The organism is Rhodoferax sp. GW821-FHT02C08 (assembly GCF_059421805.1).
This window is the reverse complement of the sequence record NZ_JBWKVR010000019.1, coordinates 1-18,493: the sequence shown is the minus strand read 5'-3', so window position 1 is coordinate 18,493 and position 18,493 is coordinate 1. Positions and strand designations below refer to the sequence as shown.

The following is an 18,493-nucleotide window of genomic DNA, read 5'->3' as shown; positions in this document are numbered from 1 at the left end:
CTTTGAATACCAAATGTGGGCGACGCTGCGCCGATTACTCCGTACCCCGGATGCGCTTGGCAGCGCGGTCCAGGCCTTCCTTCACGGTCTCGCGGCCTTGGGTGATGTTGAGCAGGGCGGCCTGCATGCCGGTCCAGAAGCGTGTCATTTCCGGGTTGTTGGGCATGGGCGTTCCGCTCTGGGCGGCGGCCATGGTCCCGGCGATCAGCGGGTCGGACTTGAGCTCGGTGTAGTAGGCCTTGTTGGCCGGTACGCCCAGTGGGACGTGGGCGTTCATGGCTTTCAGGCCTTCCATGGAGAGCAGGTAGTTCTCCATGAATTCGTTGGCCACTTCCTTGTTGGGGGTGGAGCTGCTGAGCATGGCGCCCAGCACGCCTACAAAGGGGCCGCCCTGTTTGCCGTCGATCTTGGGATAGGGCGCCACGCCGAAGTCGATCTTGCTCTTTTTCAGGTTGTTCCAGCTCCAGGGGCCGTTGAGCATCATGGCGATGCGGCCTTCGTTCATGCCGGCTTCGGCCTCGGCGTAGCTGGCGGTCTTGGGCATGACACCGCCCTTGATCAGGGACATCAGAGTTTCCATGCCGCGCACCGCACCCGGATTGTTCATGCCGGTGTCTTTGGGGTCATAGGTGCCATCGGCATTGCGTTTGAAGGCGTAGCCACCGCCCGCAGAAAACAGACCGTAGGAGTAGTAGATCTCGGTCATGGGCCACATGATGGCGCGCTTGTTCTGGGCGCTGAGCTTCTTGTCCAGGGCAATGACTTCTTCCCAGCTCTGTGGCGGGGTAGGCACCAAGGCCTTGTTGTAGAGCAGGGCCACGGCTTCGATGGACAATGGGTAACCCCAGGTCTTGCCGCCCATGTTCCAGGCCTTCCAGGCCAGCGGGTCGATGGAGTCCACGGTCTTCTTGGTGGGCGTGACGGCGGAGATCAGTCCAGCGGAGACCCAGCTGCCGGCGCGGTCGTGGGGCCAGATCCAGATGTCTGGGCCCTTGCCAGCGGCAGCGGATTGTTCGAATTTGGCGATGGCATCCTCGGGATGCTCCACCTTCACGGGAATGCCGGTGTCCTTGGTGAACTTCTCCGCAATCTTGGCCACGCCCTCGTAGCCCTTGTCGCCATTGATCCAGACCAGCAGGCTGCCTTTTTCTGCGGCATGTACGGGCACGCTGGCGCCCAGCGTGGCAACGACCAATGCCAGCAGGTTACGAACCGCAGTGCGGCGGGGGGATGTGTGCTTCATGTCATGTCTCCTATGGGTTTTGTTTATGCAGTGCGTGCGGGCAGCGCCATGCCATCCGCGTCAAATAAGTGGCAACCGATGGCGGGCACCCGTAGGTGCACCGCATCACCCACCACGACGGCGCTGTCGCCTTCCAGTCGAACGGTCAGCGGGGCTTGCTGCGGGCTTTCCAGGTAGGCATAGGTCATGTCGCCCAGGCGCTCCACCCATTGCACGCGGCAGGACAGGGTGTTGTGGCCGGGGCCGCTTTGCAGCTGCAGGTGTTCGCTGCGCACGCCCAGGGTCACGGCTGCGCCCGGCTGCAGGGCGCCTGCGCCTACAGCGGCTTTCAACAAGCGACCGTCTGCGGTGCGGACCTGCACGCCATCCGGGGTGATCTCGTCCACCACCGCGCTGATGAAGTTCATCTTGGGCGAGCCGATGAAGCTGGCCACGAACAGATTCTTGGGCCGTGCATACAGCTCCAGCGGCGCGCCAATCTGGGCCACGCTGCCATAACGGGCGGTGGCTTCGCCGCTGTGCAGCAGCACGATCTTGTCGGCCAGGGTCATGGCCTCTACCTGGTCGTGCGTGACGTAAATGGTGCTGGCCTTGCCATAGGCGCGGTGCAGCTTTGCAATTTCTACCCGCATCTGGGTGCGCAGCGCGGCGTCCAGGTTGGACAGCGGCTCGTCGAACAGGAATACACCGGGGTCGCGCACCAAGGCCCGGCCGATGGCGACGCGCTGGCGCTGGCCGCCGGACAGGGCACGTGGCAGACGCTGCAGTAGAGGCTCTATTTGCAGGACTTCCGCGATGCGCTGCACGCGGGCCTGTATCTCACCCTTGGGATAACCGGCCAGGCGCATGCCGAAGGCGATATTGCTGGCCACGTCCATGTGTGGGTACAGCGCATAGTTCTGGAACACCATGGCGATGTTGCGCTCGGACGGTGCCAGCTCGTTGACGCGCTGCCCGCCGATGTGCAGCTCGCCACTGCCGACTTCCTCCAGGCCGGCGACCATGCGCAGCAGTGTGGATTTGCCGCAGCCGCTGGGGCCGACGAAAACGCAGAATTCGCCATCGGCAATCTCCAGGGACACATCACGTACCACCGGTGCGGCGCCTTCGAATGCCTTGGTAATGCCGCGCAGACTTACGCCAGCCATGTGGAACTCCCTGTTGCGGTGAATGCCAGCCGTGCCGTGTGCATGCAGGCCAGCTGTATGCGTTGTAGGGCCACGTTGTCCGGGCTATCGGCCAGACGTTGCCAGGCAGAGTCCTCCATAAAGATGGGCAGTGCGCGGTTGGCCGCAATCACACGCAAAGTCAGTGCAGGCCAACGGCCGTTCTGCACAAAACGGTCCAGTCCGATGGACCAGGGCTCGCCATCGTTGAAATGGTCGTCCACCAGTTCGCCGTCGGCGTACAGCCGGGCGGCATCGCCCACGTAGTCCAGGGTCAGCAGGACGCGACCCGACGTTGTGGGCAGTTGGGCATCCAGATGCAAGCGCCATTGGCTGGCCTCTGCGAACTCGGCATCGTCTGGCGCCAGGGGCACAGGGCCTTGCCGCCAAGAGATGTGAGGCCCCATGCGCACGGTGGGCGGGTGGGGGTTGAGATGCAGCAACTCGGCCTGTGCGCTGTAAACCTGGCGCAAGGGCTCGCTGCCTACGAAGTCCACGAAGCCATCGCTCGCTGTTGCGCCCAAGTCATTGGCGGGATAGACGCTGACGTGGGCGGTGGCCGTTTGCGGCAATGAGAACACCAGCGCGTCTTCTTGCACATACAGGCTGTGTGGACACAGTACCAGGCGTTCGCGACCCAGCAAGCACAGGCGTTGGCATTGGTCGGCCAGGGTGCGAGATAACAAAAGTACGCGATGGCGCACACCGTCCGCATCTACCAGCTTGATCCATTGGGGTGCCGTGGAGGCGGGTGGCCGCACCACCCAGGTATCGGCGGTCTGCGACAGCCAGGTGGCCGGGGCTTCCACATGCTGCACGCTAAGGCGGTCGAAGCACAGCTCCGCTGGAATATCCGGGTGGCTGAACAGCACCAAGGTGTGGCTTCCATCTTCTTGCAAGCGTGTTAGTGGCTGCGCCGTGGCGTAGCGCAATACCGCCTTGCCCATGTCCAGGCCCACGGGCCAGATGAAGCTGGCGCCGCTCGGCACCTGTACCTTGGGGAACTGCACCATGGTGTCCGCGTACGTAACCTGCAGCTGCACCGCGTTGAACGCTGGCATGGGGTGGTGGCGCACATGGTTGTTGACAAACACGAAGCCTGTGCGCCCAGCGCCCCGGGCAGCAACGCGCAAATGCATGCGGTCTGCGGGGTCCACGGGTGCATCTGTCGGCACCACGGCTTCCATTGGGGCCAGCATGGCGCCGAATGCGGCCGTAAAGGAATGCAAGGCACGCAGACGACCGTACGAGGCCCGGCTTTGTCCGTACTGGCCTAGCGGCGCGCGGAAGTCATAGCCGAGTACGGGTACATCGTTCGGGTAGCCGGTGTCCTGCGTTTCGTTCAGGCGTCCGTGTGCGCTGTGCGGGTTGGTGCCGCCGTGGTACATGTAGTAGCCATACAGATTGGCTCCGGAGCCAATCTGTACCAGAGCCGTGGCGACCACGTCGTCGGTGCTGACCGCGGGGCGACGGTGGTAGGACACATGCATGCCGCCACCGGCTTCGGCCAGGAAAAAGGGGTAATGCCGCTTGTCGATCAAGGCCGTGGCAGGGGTACCTCCCACATTGCCCATTTCGCCGATGCTGCGGCTGGTGTTGAACAGAAATACGCCGGAGGCGGGCAGTGCCTCGCTGGAGCCGCTCCAGAAACCATCGGCATACGCGCCGGACACAGGCACGACCTCTTGTGGCGGAATGTCCAGCGTGGGCCAGCCCGTTACGGTGTACAGGGGCACGGTCAAGCCAGCCGCAATCGCCAGGCGTTTGAGTTCTGAAATGTGCTCCGCGCCACAGCCTGGCCCGATGCGGTCGTATTCGTTTTCCAGTTGCACGCCGATCACCGGGCCGCCATCGCACCACATCAGTCCACGCAGTTGCGCGCCGATCTGGTCGTAGAAGCCGGCTACGCGTTGCAGGTAGAGCGCGTCATTGCAGCGCAGTGCGCCGCCGTGTTGTAGCCAGTCCGGAAAGCCACCGTTGCGCGATTCGGCATGAACCCAGGGGCCGGGGCGCAGATAGAAGTCCAAGCCGACCTGTTTGACCAGCTCTACAAAGCGGCGCAGATTGCGTTGGCCGGCCCAGTTGAAGCTGCCTTCCACTTCTTCATGGTGGTTCCAGAAGACGTAGCTGGCAACGATGTCAATGCCGCCAGCGCGCATCTTCCGCAACTCTTCTTCCCACTCCGATTCGGGATAACGCGAGAAGTGGAACTCGCCCATGATGGGCAGCCAGGCCTGGCCATCGCGTTCCAGGTAGCTGCTATTGATCTGCAAGGAGCGGCCCGTGCACGGGTACTGCCCCAGGTGGAGGTAGTCGCGCTCCACGGCGGCAGGCGTGGATGGCAGGCGAACGGTCACAGCGGTTTCCTGCATCACAGGCCCTTGCGCGGCAGCATGGCACGTCCAAAAAACACCTGCTGGATGGAAGCAGGGGCAAAGCAAAAGCAGCTGTCAAAGTGGCACATGAAATTAGATTAAGCGTTTAACTTAAATGAATTCTCATGGCACGATGTGATCGGTGTAATCAGTGAAATCCCTATGGGGTCACGCAGCTTTACACTTTTATCACTGGGGAAATCCCTATTATTCGATGGGCGAACTTTTTGTGGCTTTTGGAAATCTATGGTTAATCGATTAATTTTTTGTAAAAATGAATGGCAAAAATCACCAAACAACCCTGTGCAAGGAGACAATTTCAATGAAGCTGGGTGTGTGTTATTACCCTGAGCAATGGCCGGAATCCCAATGGGCCACGGATGCTGCGGACATGGTTCGACTGGGCATCCAAGTGGTGCGTATTGCCGAATTTGCCTGGAGCCGCATGGAACCGGCGCCAGGCCAATACGACTGGACTTGGCTGGATCGGGCTATCCAAACGCTGGCCGATGCCGGGCTGAAGCTGGTGCTGGGTACGCCCACGGCAGCGCCGCCGCACTGGCTGGTCGCCCACCACCCCGAGATACTGCCTGTGGACGCGGCGGGGCGGGTCAAAGGCTTTGGGTCGCGCCGCCACTACGACTTTTCCAGTCCCGTCTACTTTGATGCGAGTCGCACCATCGTGGTGGCCATGGCTGCACGCTATGGTCGGCATCCTGCGGTGGTCGCCTGGCAGGTTGACAATGAATACGGTTGCCATGACACCGTGCTGTCTTACTCGCCTGCTGCGTTGCAGGGCTTCCAGCTATGGCTGGCGGAGCGCTATGGCTCTGTGGCCGCATTGAACCAAACCTGGGGCAATGTGTTCTGGAGCATGGAGGTCCACCGATTTGAAGATGTGGTGCTTCCGGTGGGGCTGCCCGCGCAGGTCAACCCCATCCATGCACTGGATTTCCGCCGCTATGCCTCTGACACCGTGCGTCGCTACAACCGCATGCAGGTGGACTTGCTGCGTCAGCATGCGCCAGGACGTGATGTGTTGCACAACTTCATGGGTTTCTATGCCGACTTTGAGCACCATGAAGTTGCCGCTGATCTGGACATTGCTAGCTGGGATAGCTACCCGCTGGGCTTGACGGACAGCACGCGCTTCATCCCCGATGATGAGCGCGTGCTATGGGCGCGAACCGGGCACCCGGACATTCCCGCTTTCCACCATGACCTGATGCGCGGCATGTGCCGTGGGCGCTGGTGGGTCATGGAGCAACAGGCTGGTCCGGTGAACTGGGCGCAGTGGAATCCCGCCCCTTTGCCCGGCATGGTGCGCGCCTGGACCTGGGAGGCTTTTGCCCATGGCGCAGAGCTTGTGTCTTACTTCCGTTGGCGGCAAGTGCCCTATGCGCAAGAGCAAATGCATTCCGGCCTGAACACGCCAGACAACCGGCTGGATATGGGCGGTGAAGAGGCCGCGCAGGTCGCTCGGGAGCTGATCCAGATGCCGCACTCGGCGATGCAACAGGCCCGCGTGGCCCTCATCGTGGATTACAGCTCGCAGTGGGTCTTCGGCATCCAGCCACAAGGAGCGGATTTTGATTACCAGGCCCTGGTGTTCGCCTACTACAGCGGGCTGCGCCAGTTGGGGTTGGATGTGGACATCCTGCCGGCGTCGGCCCCGCTGACGGGCTATGCCCTGGTGGTGATTCCCAGCCTGGCGGTGGTGGACGACGCGCTGGTGCAGCGCTTGCAAGACTGTTCTGCACACATTGTTTTTGGCCCGCGCACGGGCAGTAAAACTGGCGACTTTGCGATACCTGCTACGCTGCCACCCGGGCCACTGAGCCGTCTGTTCCCGCTGCGGGTATGGCGTGTCGATGCGTTGCGTCCAGGGGTGCAAGAGGCCGTTCTGGGCAATGGCGCGGCCCAGGGCTACTGCACGCGCTGGCGCGATCTGGTGGAGCCAGGCGACGGGGTGCAGGTAGATGCCGCATTCAGCGACGGAAACCCTGCGGTGCTTCGCCTGGAGCGCATGCGCTATTTCGCGGGCTGGATGGATGCGCCATTGTTGCAGAGCCTGTTGCGCCAAGCCACGGAGGATGCAGGCTTGCATCCACAGGCTTTGCCACGGGGTTTGCGGTTGCGGCGCCGAGGCGATGTGCAGTTTGCCGTCCACTACGGGCCCGGTGAGGTTCAGGTGCCGGCTCCGCCGGGTGCTGAGTTCATTCTGGGATCTGCCCAATTGGCGCCTGCGGGTGTGGCAGCTTGGCGTTGTGCTGGTTGAGCCGCGTACTGGCGTGCCGGAAGCACCGGTCCTGCAGTCCAGCCACGGTACAGTGGGGTCTGATCAGACCAGCCTTCCCCCTCCACCCCACAACCTGCGCGCAATGGCTACCTTGTTGATTTTTTGCTGCCTATGACCACGCTTGCTGAAGTTGCCCTGAAAGCCGGTGTTACGGCCGCTACTGTTTCCAACGTACTCCGTGCTCGTGGCAAGGTGGGCGAAAAAACCCGCCAGCGGGTGCTGGCTGCAGTGCAGGAGCTGGGCTACCGCCCGAACCTGACGGCGCGGGCTTTGGTGGAAGGGCGGCCACTGACGATTGCGCTCATCGTCTCCAGCATTGCCAACCCGTTTTATCCGGAGTTTGCGCTGGAGGTGGAAAAGGCCGTGCGTAAGCTGGGCTACTTTTTGCTTGTGTGCAATACCAACGACGATCCCGCGCAGGAAGTCGCCTACCTGGATGCCGTGGGCGGCTCGTTGGCCCACGGCGTGATGGTGATGAATGCCGACTTTGTACAGTTGGATGAATTGCGGGCTTTGCGCAAGCGGGGCGTGCCTGTAGTGCTATGTATGTGGGAGCGCCCGAGCGAACCGCCGGACCTTCCTTGCCTGGCCGTGGACTTCTACCAGGCAGGCGCCATTGCTGCCGAGCATTTGCTCAAACTGGGCCACCAGCGGATTGGCGCGGTGGTGGGTAGCGAGCCCAGCGGCAACCACATCTGGCGTTACCGGGGGTTTTGTGATGCCCTGGAGCGCGCAGGCGTGCCGCATGGTCCAGAGTCAGCACGCTTTGGCCGTGACAGTATCGATGCCGGGCGTAGTGCGGCCCATGCCTTGTTGGCAGGTGTGCCCAACCTCAGCGCCATCTTTACCTCCAACGACCTGCCTGCGATTGGCGTGCTGCAAGCCGCCGCCGATCTGGGGCTGCAGGTGCCCACGGACTTGTCGGTCATTGGCATCACCGATATCCAGCTGGCGCACCAGATGCGCCCGGCGCTCACCACGGTCGCCGTGCCGATTGGAGAGGCCGCAGAACTGGCGGTGTCGATTTTGATGGATGTCATTCACCAGCAAAGCGGCACCGCGCCCCAGATGAAGATCACCTCCGCGCCCCGTTTGGTGGTACGCGCTTCTACGGGGCGGGCGCCGGTGCTTCGATAAATACGGCGCGGATCAACGATAGATAGCACAGGCTGCGTATAGGTACGTACAAAGACGCGTCGTTTGCCTAGGCTTGATATCCCGTCAGCAGAAGGCCCAGGCCAGCCAGGCCGGGTCCTCTGCCATGTTCAGCAAAAAATAAATGCCTGCCTGGTGCCACATGAAGGCAGATAAGAGGGCTGCATCTCCCCAGGTCCGGGGTTTGGAAATGCCCGTGCGGGCGAGAAAAATCTTCAACCCGGAGGTCACTGGGTATGCGTTCTTGAGTCGAGGTACTGCGGTTGAATGCCGGCAGCGGCTTGCCGGTGCCGGCGCCTTTTCTGTTAGTTTATCGGACGGGTCTTGATGGCTTGCCGTCAAATATGCCTGCGCGAGGCTGAGTGCGGCGAAGCATAGGGCTCCGAGCAGGCATCAAATTCAGATACTTTTAGTTGGGTAATAAGGGTTTTTACTAGCCTTGTTCCGCAACAAAGTACAACAAGTCTCCTTTTGGGTATCGCTGGCGGCATGGGCTAACTCCTACGATCACGGCACCGATCCAGTGCAATCAATGCGCTAGCGGGATTAGTCCAAAAACCTCAGGAGACACTCCATGAAAATGAAAATTTGCGCAGCCGCCGTTGTCGCGATGCTGGGATCCGTCGGCGCATACGCTGCAACCGAACTGGTGATTGCGACCGTGAACAACGGCCACATGATCACCATGCAAAAGCTCACCAAGAACTTCGAAGCCGCCAATCCAGACATCAAGGTGAAGTGGGTTACTCTGGAAGAGGGGGTGCTGCGCCAGCGCGTCACCACCGACATCGCCACCAAGGGCGGCCAGTTTGACGTGATGACCATCGGCATGTACGAAGCACCCATCTGGTCCAAGAAAGGCTGGTTGGCACCGATCGTTACCGATGCGGCCTATGACGTGGACGACATGCTGCCCGCCATCCGTAACGGCCTGACGCTGGACGGCAAGCTGTATGCCGCGCCGTTCTACGGCGAAAGCTCGATGACCATGTACCGGGCGGATCTGGTCAAGGCCGCCGGCCTGACCATGCCTGCCAATCCTACCTGGACCGAGATGGCCAACATCGTCTCCAAGATCCACGATCCAGCCAAGGGCGTGTACGGCCTGTGCCTGCGCGGCAAGCCGGGCTGGGGCGACAACATGGCTTTCTTGAGCACCATGGTCAACACCTATGGCGGCCAGTGGTTCGACATGTCGTGGAAGCCGCAGATCGACACCAAGCCTTGGCATGACGCGATCAGCCAGTACGTGGACCTGATGAAGAAGTACGGCCCTCCCGGTGCTTCCGCCAACAGCTTCAACGAAAACCTGGCTTTGATGAACGAAGGCAAGTGCGGCGTGTGGATCGACGCGACGATCGCCGCTTCTTTCGTCAGCGACCCCAAGCAATCCAAGGTGGCTGACAAGATGGCATTCACCCAGGCCCCCACCGCCGTGACCGCCAAGGGCGCCAACTGGCTGTGGTCCTGGAACCTGGCGATCCCTGCTTCTTCCAAGAAGACGGACGCTGCGCAGAAGTTCATTACTTGGGCAACTTCCAAGGACTACGTGAACCTGGTGGCCAAGGAAGAAGGCTGGAACGCCGTGCCTACCGGCACCCGCAAATCCACCTACGCCAATCCTGAGTTCCAAAAGGTGGCCAAGTTTGCGACCGAAGAGCTGAAGGCCATCAACAGCGCCAACCCCAACGACAGCACCTTGCCCAAGTCGCCGTACGTGGGCGTGCAATACGCTGCGATTCCTGAGTTCCAGGCCATCGGTATTGCTGTCGGCCAGCAAATGAGCTCTGCCTTGTCTGGCAAGGTCACGGTAGACGCCGCACTGAAGACGTCGCAAACCGCTGCTGAACGTGAAATGACCAAGGGCGGCTACTACAAGAAGTAGGCTCCATCGCCCCCCGCCCCAGCCCTCTTCCGCGCGCGGAAGAGGGCGCTTGCGCCACTGCGCCTGAGGGATGGGGATTTCATGGCCTATCTCCGCTTTTGAAAGCAACACCATGAACCGATTTATTCCCCGTGCGTTGATGGCGCCCAGCATCATCACGCTGTTCCTGTGGATGATTGTTCCACTGGTGATGACGCTGTATTTCTCCGTCATCCACTACAACTTGATGCAGCCCGGCGAGACCGGTTTCGTCGGCTTGGAGAACTTTTCTTACTTCATTACCGACCCCGACTTCTGGCCTTCGGTGCTGCACACCCTGCAGCTGCTGAGCTCCGTGATCGTCATCACCGTGGTCTTGGGCGTAGGTCTGGCCTTGCTGGTGAACGAGCCGTTTCCTGGCCAGGGCATTGTGCGGGTGCTGCTGATCTCGCCCTTCTTCGTTATGCCCACGGTGAATGCCTTGCTGTGGAAGCACATGATGATGAACCCGATTTACGGTGTGCTGGCCCACGTGTGGCAGTTCTTTGGTGGCACGCCGATTGACTGGATGACTGACTTCCCGTTGCTGTCGGTGATCATCATGCTGTCCTGGCAGTGGCTGCCGTTTGCCTGCCTGATTTTCATCACCTCGCTGCAGTCACTGGACCGTGAGCAGATGGACGCCGCGGGCATGGACGGTGCCAACGCCTTTGACAAGTTTTACTACCTGGTGCTACCCCATATGGGGCGCTCGATTGCAGTGGTGATCATGATCGAGATGATTTTCCTGCTGAGTGTGTTCGCTGAAATTTTCACCACCACCGGCGGCGGCCCGGGCAATGAAAGTACCAACCTGGCTTTCCTGATTTTCAAACAGGCACTGATGAACTTCGATGTGGGCGTAGCCTCGGCAGGCGCACTGTTTGCGGTGATTCTGGCCAACATCGCATCCGTATTTTTGGTGCGCCTGGTAGGCAAGAACCTGGACTGAACGGGAGCACGACCATGATGAAAACCAAACCCTTTCCCATCGTCCGCACCGTGTGTGCCTGGGGCGTAGCGCTGTTCCTGTTCTTCCCGTTGTTCTGGCTCACGCTGACGGCATTCAAGACCGAAGGCCAGGCGATTGCCTCGCAGCTGTTCTTCTCGCCCACACTTGCCAGCTTTGTCGAAGTCCAGGTGCGCAGCGACTACCTGCTGTTCGCCAAGAACTCGCTGATCACCAGCCTGGGCTCCACCATTCTGGGCATTCTGATTGCCGTGCCGGCGGCCTACTCGATGGCCTTCTTCCCGACCAGGAAGACCCGCGACATTCTGCTGTGGATGCTGTCTACCAAGATGATGCCCGCCGTGGGAGCGTTGGTGCCGGTGTATGTGATGGCACAGACCGTGGGCATGCTGGATTCGCTGACCGCGCTGGTCATTGTGTTCACGCTGTCGAACCTGCCCATCATGGTGTGGATGCTGTACAGCGCGTTCAAGGAAGTGCCCAAGGACATTCTGGAGGCCGTGCGCCTGGACGGCGCCACGGTGTGGGAAGAGTTCCGCTGGGTGATCCTGCCGCTGTGCATGGGAGGCATCGCCTCCACCGGTCTGCTGTGCCTGGTGCTGTCATGGAACGAGGCCTTCTGGGCTTTGAATCTGACCTCTGCCAATGCGGGCACGCTGGCTTCGCTGATCGCCTCGTACTCCAGCCCTGAGGGCTTGTTCTGGGCCAAGTTGTCCGCAGCGTCGCTGATGGCCATCGCCCCCATCATCGTGTTCGGCTGGTTCAGCCAGAAGCAACTCGTCCAAGGTTTGACCTTCGGCGCCGTCAAGTAAAGGAACCACCATGTCATTTTTACAACTCCGAGGCGTTGAAAAATTCTTCGCCGACCACCGCGCCATCAAGGGTATTGATCTCGATATCAACAAGAACGAGTTCATTGTTTTCGTCGGCCCCTCCGGTTGCGGCAAGTCCACCCTGCTGCGCATGATTGCCGGGCTGGAAAGCATAGACGGCGGCTCGCTGCATGTGGACGGCCGTGACATCACCCACCTGCCATCGTCACAGCGTGATCTGGCAATGGTGTTCCAAAGCTATGCGCTGTACCCGCACATGACGGTGTACGACAACATGTCGTTCGCGCTGAAGCTCGCCAAGGTGCCGGCTGCTGAAATCAAACAGAAAGTGGAGAGCGCGGCCGAGAAGCTGAACCTCACGCCGTATTTGAAGCGCACACCCAAGGAGTTGTCCGGTGGCCAGCGCCAGCGCGTCGCGATTGGCCGCGCCATCGTGCGTGCACCCAAGATCTTCTTGTTCGACGAACCCCTGTCCAACCTGGATGCGGCCCTGCGTGGCCAGACCCGGGTCGAGATCCACAAGCTGCACCGCGCGCTCGGCGTGACCACCATCTACGTGACCCACGACCAGGTCGAGGCCATGACCCTGGCCGACCGTGTGGTGGTGCTGCGCGACGGCGCTATCGAACAGGTAGGTGCCCCGCTGGAGCTGTACGACAAGCCGGCCAACCAGTTTGTGGCGCAGTTCATCGGCATGCCGTCGATGAACATCGTCAAGGCGGCCCAGCTGTCGCAGTTTGGCGCGCTGGCCGGGCAGGCCGCGGGCCGGGTTCCGGCAGACGGCCTGATTGGCGTGCGGCCCGAGGGTGTGCGGGTGCTGCCCGTGGGGAGTGCTGGTGTACCGGGCAAGGTGGAACTGATCGAGGCCCTGGGTGCCGACACGTTGATCCACGTGGACGTCATGGGCACGCCCATGATCTCGCGCCAGGCCGAACGCACCAGCTTGCATATTGGCGACCCCGTGTCCCTGGAGTTCGACCTGAACACCTTGCATTGCTTCGACAAGGCCGGCCGCATGGTCGCTCTGGCGTAAGGAGGTGGTGGCCATGTCTTCTACCGAAAACTATGTGATGCTGCACCTGGGCGTGGGCTCGTTCCACCGCGCCCACCAGGCTTTGTATATGCACCGCCTGCGGGCCTCCGGTGACACGCGCTGGTCGCTGGCCGGTGGCAATACCCGCCCCGACATGCCGGAGACCATGGCCGCGCTGGCAGCCCAGGGTGGAGCCTATACGCTGGAGACCGTGACCCCGGCCAACGAGCGCAGCTACGAGCGCATCGAATCCATACGCCGCATCCTGCCCTACGACCCCAGCCTGGCGGGCCTGATCGACGTAGGGGCCACGGCCAGCACCCGCATCATTTCCTTTACCGTCACCGAGGCGGGTTACTACCTGGATGCGCATGACGCGCTCGACCTCAGCGTGGCCGACCTGGCTGCCGATCTGCAGCGCGCCAAAGCAGGCCAACCCGGTGGCAGCATTTATGCCGCGCTGACCGCCATCTTGCGCGAGCGCATGCGCCGTGGCAGCGGTGCCGTGACCCTGCTGAACTGCGACAACCTGCGCCATAACGGCGACCGGGTGCGCAAGGGCTTGCTGTCTTTCATCCAACTGGCGGGCGACAGCGCTTTGCACGCCTGGGTACAGGCCAACACCACCTGCCCGAATGCCATGGTAGACCGCATCACGCCGCGCCCGGCGCCCGAGCTGCGCCCGCGCGTGTTTGCCGCCACTGGTTGGGACGATGCCGCGCCCATCATGGGTGAATCTTTCATCCAGTGGGTGATTGAAGACAATTTCGCCAACGGACGCCCCGCTTGGGAAACGGTGGGCGTGCAGATGGTGGCGTCCGTGGCGCCGTTCGAAGAGGCCAAGATCCGCCTGCTGAACGCCACCCACAGCTGCATTGCCTGGGCGGGTACGCTGGCCGGCTACCAGTACATCCATGAAGGTACGCATGACCCGCGTATCCGCAAGATGGCCTATGACTACGTGACCACCGACGTCATGCCCTGTCTGGACACCCCAGCACACCCCAGCCCGCTGGACCTGGCGGCCTACCGCGATACCGTGCTGGACCGTTTTGGCAACGCCGCCATTCTGGACACCAACCAGCGCGTGGCGGCCGACGGCTTCTCCAAGATTCCCGGATTCATCGCCCCCACCGTGCGCGAGTGCCTGGTGCGTGGCGCCACGATCGACGCCGTGGCCGTGCTACCGGCGCTGTTCTTGGCCTTTTTGCAGCGCTGGCACCGTGGCGAGCTGTCTTATGTTTACCAGGACCAGGCCATGGACCCGGCCGTGGCGCACGCCATGTGCGAGGCGGCTGACCCGGTCCTCGCACTGGCGGGTAACGTCCCCTTCTGGGGCGAGCTGGCCGGTGATCCGCGCCTGGTCGCTGCCCTGCATAACGCCGCGACCCAAGTCAAGCAATTCACCAAGGACGAAAAATGAGCACCCTCCAACGCCTGGCTGGACAACATGCTTTGCTGACCGGCACCGCCGGCGGTATTGGCCTGGCTGCGACCACCGCCTTCTTGCGCGAAGGCGCGCATTGCACCGCCGTCGATCTGGCTGCCACGCCCTCGGCCGCCCTGCAAGCCCTGCAGGCGCAGTACCCCGATCAATTTCAGTACCTGAGCGCCGACGTGTCGCGCCAGGACAGCATAGACGCCATGGTGGCCGCTGCCCGGGCCAAGTTTGGCACCATCACCACGTTGTTGAACAACGCGGCCGTGTTCAGCCTGGGCGATATTTTGCAGATCACCGAGAAGCAATACGAGGTGATCTTCAATGTGAACGTCAAAGGCATGTTCTTCGTGATGCAGGCCGTGCTCAAGCAGATGGTGGCCGATGGCTGCAAGGGCAGCGTTACCAATCTCGCATCGCAGGCCGGCCGCCGCGGCGAGGCGCTGGTCGCCCACTACTGCGCCAGCAAGGCCGCGGTCATCAGCTACACCCAGTCGGCTGCGTTGGCCATGGCACCGCACGGCATCCGCGTCAACGGCATCTCGCCGGGCGTGATCGACACCCCGATGTGGAAAGACGTGGACGCCCAGTTCGCCAAAGCCGAAGGCCTGCAGATCGGTGAGAAGAAGAAGGCCGTGGGCTTGGCCGTGCCACTGGGCTACATGGGCGCACCCGAAGACGTGGCCCGGGCCGCGGTTTTCCTCGCCAGCCCCGAGGCTTCTTACATTACCGCCCAGACGCTTAACGTGGACGGTGGTAATGTGATGAGCTAAGTCAAAGGAGATAAGCATGGTCAGCCTGCGCCAACGCGCCCGCGAACCGGAGCTGGAGCATGACATGGGCCGCGACCCGACCCTGGGTTACGAGCCGCATGAAAGCCACAGCAGCTTGCGCTATCTGGAGCACGGCATACCCACGCCGCTGGTGCGTTGGCACCAGCACGAGGAATGCGAGCTGCACCTGATCGTGCAGACCCGGGGCAAGCTGTTCGTGGGCGACTACATCGGCCACTTCGAACCTGGCAACCTGGTGCTGACCGGGCCGCGCCTGCCGCACAACTGGATTTCCGGCGACGACCCCGATAAGGTGGTGCATCTGCGCGACATGGTGCTGCAGTTCTCCGAAGCACCACTGCGCCAGATCGGCAGCGAGGTGGGGGAGCTGCAAGCCGTGTTACCCCTGCTGGAGCGGGCCCGCCACGGCATCGAGTTCTTCGATATGAGCGAGATGGCGCGCGATGCCCTGGTCCGCATCAAGCACAGCCATGGCCTGGCCCGGTTTGGCGAGTTTCTGATGCTGCTGGACAAGCTGGCCCGCTGCACCGACTACCGGCTGCTGTCCACGGTGCAGATGCAGAGCTTTGACGACGACGCCTCGCTGGCGCAGATCAGCGGCATCGTCAGCTTCCTGACCGAACACAGTGCCGAGCAGTTCACCATGGCCGAGGTGTCGGCCCGCGTCAATATGACGGAGAGCCAGTTCTCGCGCTATTTCCGCCGCGCTACCGGCAATACTTTCACCGACTTCGTGAACCGCCTGCGCATCAACCGCGCCTGCCAGCTGTTGATGGAGACAGACCGCTACATCAACAATGTGTGCTACGACGTGGGCTTCAATAATGTGGCCAATTTCAACCGCCGTTTCATGCAGATCAAGGGTATGACGCCGAAGGAATTTCGCCGCCAGGCCGAAGCCCGATTTGGTGGTAAAAACCCCTAGTGCTATATAAAACATAGCTGCTTGCGCAGGAAGAATATGCGGTAGAGTTAGTTTGTCCTTAGAACTAAAGCGGTGCGCCAAGCCCCAGGCAGCCAGGTCACCCAATTCCTACTTTCCCCCGTACTTTCTATCCATAAGGCAATGCCATGTATCTTGGACTCGATTTAGGCACCTCTGAACTCAAAGCCTTGCTGTTGGCCGACGACCACCGCGTGGTCGCCGTAGCCCATGCGCAGCTCACCGTACAGCAGCCCAAGCCCCTGTGGTCGGAGCAGGACCCGCACAGCTGGTGGCTGGCGCTGGAGTCGGTGATGGACCAACTGGCCGCTGGCCACCGGGCCGACTTGTCCGCCGTGCGGGCCATCGGCCTGTCCGGCCAGATGCATGGTGCCGTGCTGCTGGATGCGCAGGACAAGGTGCTGCGCCCGGCGATTTTGTGGAACGACGGCCGCAGCGGCGCTGCCTGCGAGGCCCTGACCCGGGCCGTGCCCGAAGTCGGCCAGATCACCGGCAACCTGGCCATGCCCGGTTTCACCGCCCCCAAGTTGTGGTGGCTGCGTGAGCACGAGCCCGATATCTACCGCCAGACCGCCCGCGTGTTGCTGCCCAAGGACTATCTGCGCCTGCTGCTGACCGGCGAGGCCGTGACCGACTGCTCCGACGCCTCGGGCACGCTGTGGCTGGACGTGGGCGCGCGGCGTTGGTCACCCAAGCTGCTGGACGCCTGTGGCCTGTCCGAGTCGCATATGCCCCGTGTGGTGGAGGGTAGCGAGGTGTCTGCCGGTTTGTCTGCGGCCCTGGCCCAACGCTGGGGCCTGCGCGCCGGCCTGCCAGTGGCGGGCGGCGGCGGCGACAACGCGGCCAGCGCGGTCGGCATGGGCGTGGTGTCGCCGGGGCAGGGCTTTGTCTCGCTGGGCACCTCGGGGGTGGTGTTCCTGGCCACCGACAGTTTCCGCCCGAACCCGGCGCAGGCCGTGCACGCCTTTTGCCACGCGCTGCCAAACCGCTGGCACCAGATGTCGGTGATGCTGTCGGCCGCCAGCGCCGTGACCTGGGCCACCAAATTGCTCAAGTTCGAGAACGAAGCCGCGCTGCTGGCCGCGGCTGCCCAGCTGTCGCCCCAGGCCCGGGCCCAGGCGCCGCTGTTCTTGCCCTATCTGTCGGGCGAGCGTTCGCCCCACAACAACCCGAACGCCCAGGGCGTACTGTTTGGTTTGACGCACAGCGTGGATGCCTCGGCACTCGCCTACGCCGTGGTCGAGGGCGTGAACTTTGGCCTGTGTGACGGCTGGCGCACGCTGGCCGCCGACCAGCCGGTGCATGCCCTTTCTGTGGTGGGTGGTGGCGCCCGCAGCGCCTGGTGGTCGCAAGAGCTGGCGAATACCCTGGGTGTCTCTCTGGTCACGCAGGAAGGCGGCGCTACTGGCGGCGCCCTGGGCGCAGCGCGCCTGGCCTGGCTGGCGGATGGCGGCACTGAGTCCGATGTTTGCCCCAGCCCGCCCGTCGCCCAGCGCTTCGAGCCCGTGGCGCAGACCGAGGCGGCAGTGGCCCGCTACGCCCGTTTCCGGGCGCTGTACCAAACCCTGCGCAGCAGCTTCCCAGCTTGACAAAAGTTTATATGTGTTTTAGGCCTCTAGCGCAGGTATCACCTTCGCAGGTAGCTATTGAATAGATAGCAATTGCCCACATGCCCCAAGCTTCGCATTCGCGTGCCCCCACTGCCGAATGGCAGGTGTTGCACATCCATCCCGGGGCACCGGCCAAGCCGGCGCTAGGTGCGTCCTGCAATGGCTGTGGTGTGTGCTGCCTGTCAGCCCCTTGCCCTTTGGGCATTCTGCTGTCGGGGCGGCGTAAAGGTGCCTGCGCGGCCTTGCGTTGGGACGATGCGCAGGCGCGCTATCTGTGCGGCGCCATCAGCCAGCCCGCCGATGTGCTGGGTCCACGCATGCACTGGGCGGTACCCTGGCTAGGCCGCTGGGCTCGGCGCTGGATCGCCGCTGGCGTGGGCTGCGACTCCACGCTGGAGGTGGAGCGCTAAGAGCCTGTTCAAAATATTTTGAGAAGCAGAGCCAGGAATGCTAGATGAATGAACTGCAAGCTGGTGTTCAAGAGCCTCTCGCAGTTCTTCCACGGCCGCCGGTTCTTCTCCAGCCACGCGAAGCTGCGCTCCACCACCCAGCGCTGGGGCATGACCTTGAAGGTATGGAGCTCACTGCGTTTGGCTATCTGCACTCCCACGTGCTCGTCCAGGATGTCTGCTACGCCCTGGGCAAAGGGTTTGTCCACGTAGCCGCTGTCACATAGCAGGCTTTGCACCTTGCTGAGGGCCGGTTTACAGCGCTGCAGTGCCTGCAGCGCC

15 protein-coding genes are annotated in these 18,493 nt (G+C 62.2%); 11 read left to right on the top strand and 4 right to left on the bottom strand.

The annotated features are described in order from the left end of the window. Window positions 1–34 precede the first annotated feature (34 nt). Genes malE through AC07VY_RS19910 form a run of 3 tightly spaced genes read right to left on the bottom strand, consistent with a single transcriptional unit; the run spans window position 35 to window position 4,766 of the window. Complete coding sequence (gene malE, locus AC07VY_RS19920) at window positions 35–1,243, bottom strand: maltose/maltodextrin ABC transporter substrate-binding protein MalE (RefSeq protein WP_495099042.1); 1,209 nt, start codon at window positions 1,241–1,243, stop codon at window positions 35–37. A 23-nt stretch (window positions 1,244–1,266) separates the two neighbouring features. Beyond that, the gene (locus tag AC07VY_RS19915; protein WP_495099043.1) at window positions 1,267–2,391 is read right to left on the bottom strand and encodes an ABC transporter ATP-binding protein; all 1,125 of its coding nucleotides are present in this window, start codon (window positions 2,389–2,391) and stop codon (window positions 1,267–1,269) included. Further along, window positions 2,379–4,766 carry a beta-galactosidase gene (locus tag AC07VY_RS19910; RefSeq protein WP_495099044.1) on the bottom strand — a complete coding sequence of 796 codons (2,388 nt, stop codon included), beginning with the start codon at window positions 4,764–4,766 and terminating at the stop codon, window positions 2,379–2,381. Before AC07VY_RS19910 ends, AC07VY_RS19915 begins: the two co-directional genes overlap by 13 nt. A 340-nt stretch (window positions 4,767–5,106) precedes the next feature. Here AC07VY_RS19910 and AC07VY_RS19905 point away from each other — a divergent pair, with 340 nt between their 5' ends. The 11 genes from AC07VY_RS19905 to AC07VY_RS19855 all read left to right on the top strand — a co-directional run bounded on the left by AC07VY_RS19905 (window position 5,107) and on the right by AC07VY_RS19855 (window position 18,172). Beyond that, window positions 5,107–7,062 carry a beta-galactosidase gene (locus AC07VY_RS19905; protein ID WP_495099045.1) on the top strand — a complete coding sequence of 652 codons (1,956 nt, stop codon included), beginning with the start codon at window positions 5,107–5,109 and terminating at the stop codon, window positions 7,060–7,062. 132 nt (window positions 7,063–7,194) lie between these two features. Further along, window positions 7,195–8,220 (top strand): LacI family DNA-binding transcriptional regulator, encoded by a 1,026-nt coding sequence (locus AC07VY_RS19900; protein ID WP_495099046.1) that lies wholly within the window; start codon window positions 7,195–7,197, stop codon window positions 8,218–8,220. Window positions 8,221–8,812: 592 nt separating this feature from the next. After that, window positions 8,813–10,123, top strand: coding sequence for an ABC transporter substrate-binding protein (locus AC07VY_RS19895; RefSeq protein ID WP_495074000.1), 1,311 nt, complete (start codon window positions 8,813–8,815; stop codon window positions 10,121–10,123). 112 nt (window positions 10,124–10,235) lie between these two features. After that, window positions 10,236–11,093 carry a carbohydrate ABC transporter permease gene (locus AC07VY_RS19890; RefSeq protein WP_495099047.1) on the top strand — a complete coding sequence of 286 codons (858 nt, stop codon included), beginning with the start codon at window positions 10,236–10,238 and terminating at the stop codon, window positions 11,091–11,093. A 17-nt stretch (window positions 11,094–11,110) separates the two neighbouring features. After that, complete coding sequence (locus AC07VY_RS19885) at window positions 11,111–11,923, top strand: carbohydrate ABC transporter permease (RefSeq protein ID WP_495074221.1); 813 nt, start codon at window positions 11,111–11,113, stop codon at window positions 11,921–11,923. A gap of 10 nt (window positions 11,924–11,933) precedes the next feature. After that, on the top strand, window positions 11,934–12,977 hold the full coding sequence (locus tag AC07VY_RS19880; RefSeq protein ID WP_495099048.1) for an ABC transporter ATP-binding protein: 1,044 nt from the start codon (window positions 11,934–11,936) through the stop codon (window positions 12,975–12,977). 13 nt (window positions 12,978–12,990) lie between these two features. Beyond that, complete coding sequence (gene dalD / locus AC07VY_RS19875; RefSeq protein ID WP_495099049.1) at window positions 12,991–14,400, top strand: D-arabinitol 4-dehydrogenase; 1,410 nt, start codon at window positions 12,991–12,993, stop codon at window positions 14,398–14,400. Next, complete coding sequence (locus tag AC07VY_RS19870) at window positions 14,397–15,188, top strand: L-iditol 2-dehydrogenase (protein ID WP_495099050.1); 792 nt, start codon at window positions 14,397–14,399, stop codon at window positions 15,186–15,188. The genes dalD and AC07VY_RS19870 overlap by 4 nt, the downstream gene beginning before the upstream one ends. A 16-nt stretch (window positions 15,189–15,204) precedes the next feature. Next, a complete protein-coding gene (locus AC07VY_RS19865) occupies window positions 15,205–16,134 on the top strand; it encodes an AraC family transcriptional regulator (RefSeq protein ID WP_495073995.1) in 930 nt (309 codons plus the stop codon). Window positions 16,135–16,280: 146 nt separating this feature from the next. Then, window positions 16,281–17,741 carry a xylulokinase gene (xylB, locus tag AC07VY_RS19860; RefSeq protein WP_495099051.1) on the top strand — a complete coding sequence of 487 codons (1,461 nt, stop codon included), beginning with the start codon at window positions 16,281–16,283 and terminating at the stop codon, window positions 17,739–17,741. An 80-nt stretch (window positions 17,742–17,821) separates the two neighbouring features. Beyond that, entirely contained in the window at window positions 17,822–18,172 is a 351-nt protein-coding gene (locus AC07VY_RS19855) for a hypothetical protein (RefSeq protein ID WP_495099052.1), read from the top strand. Between the two features lie 8 nt (window positions 18,173–18,180). Here the strand turns inward: AC07VY_RS19855 and AC07VY_RS19850 are convergent. Beyond that, window positions 18,181–18,493 (bottom strand): transposase (locus AC07VY_RS19850; RefSeq protein ID WP_495099053.1); only part of this gene is annotated, 313 nt, incomplete at its 5' end.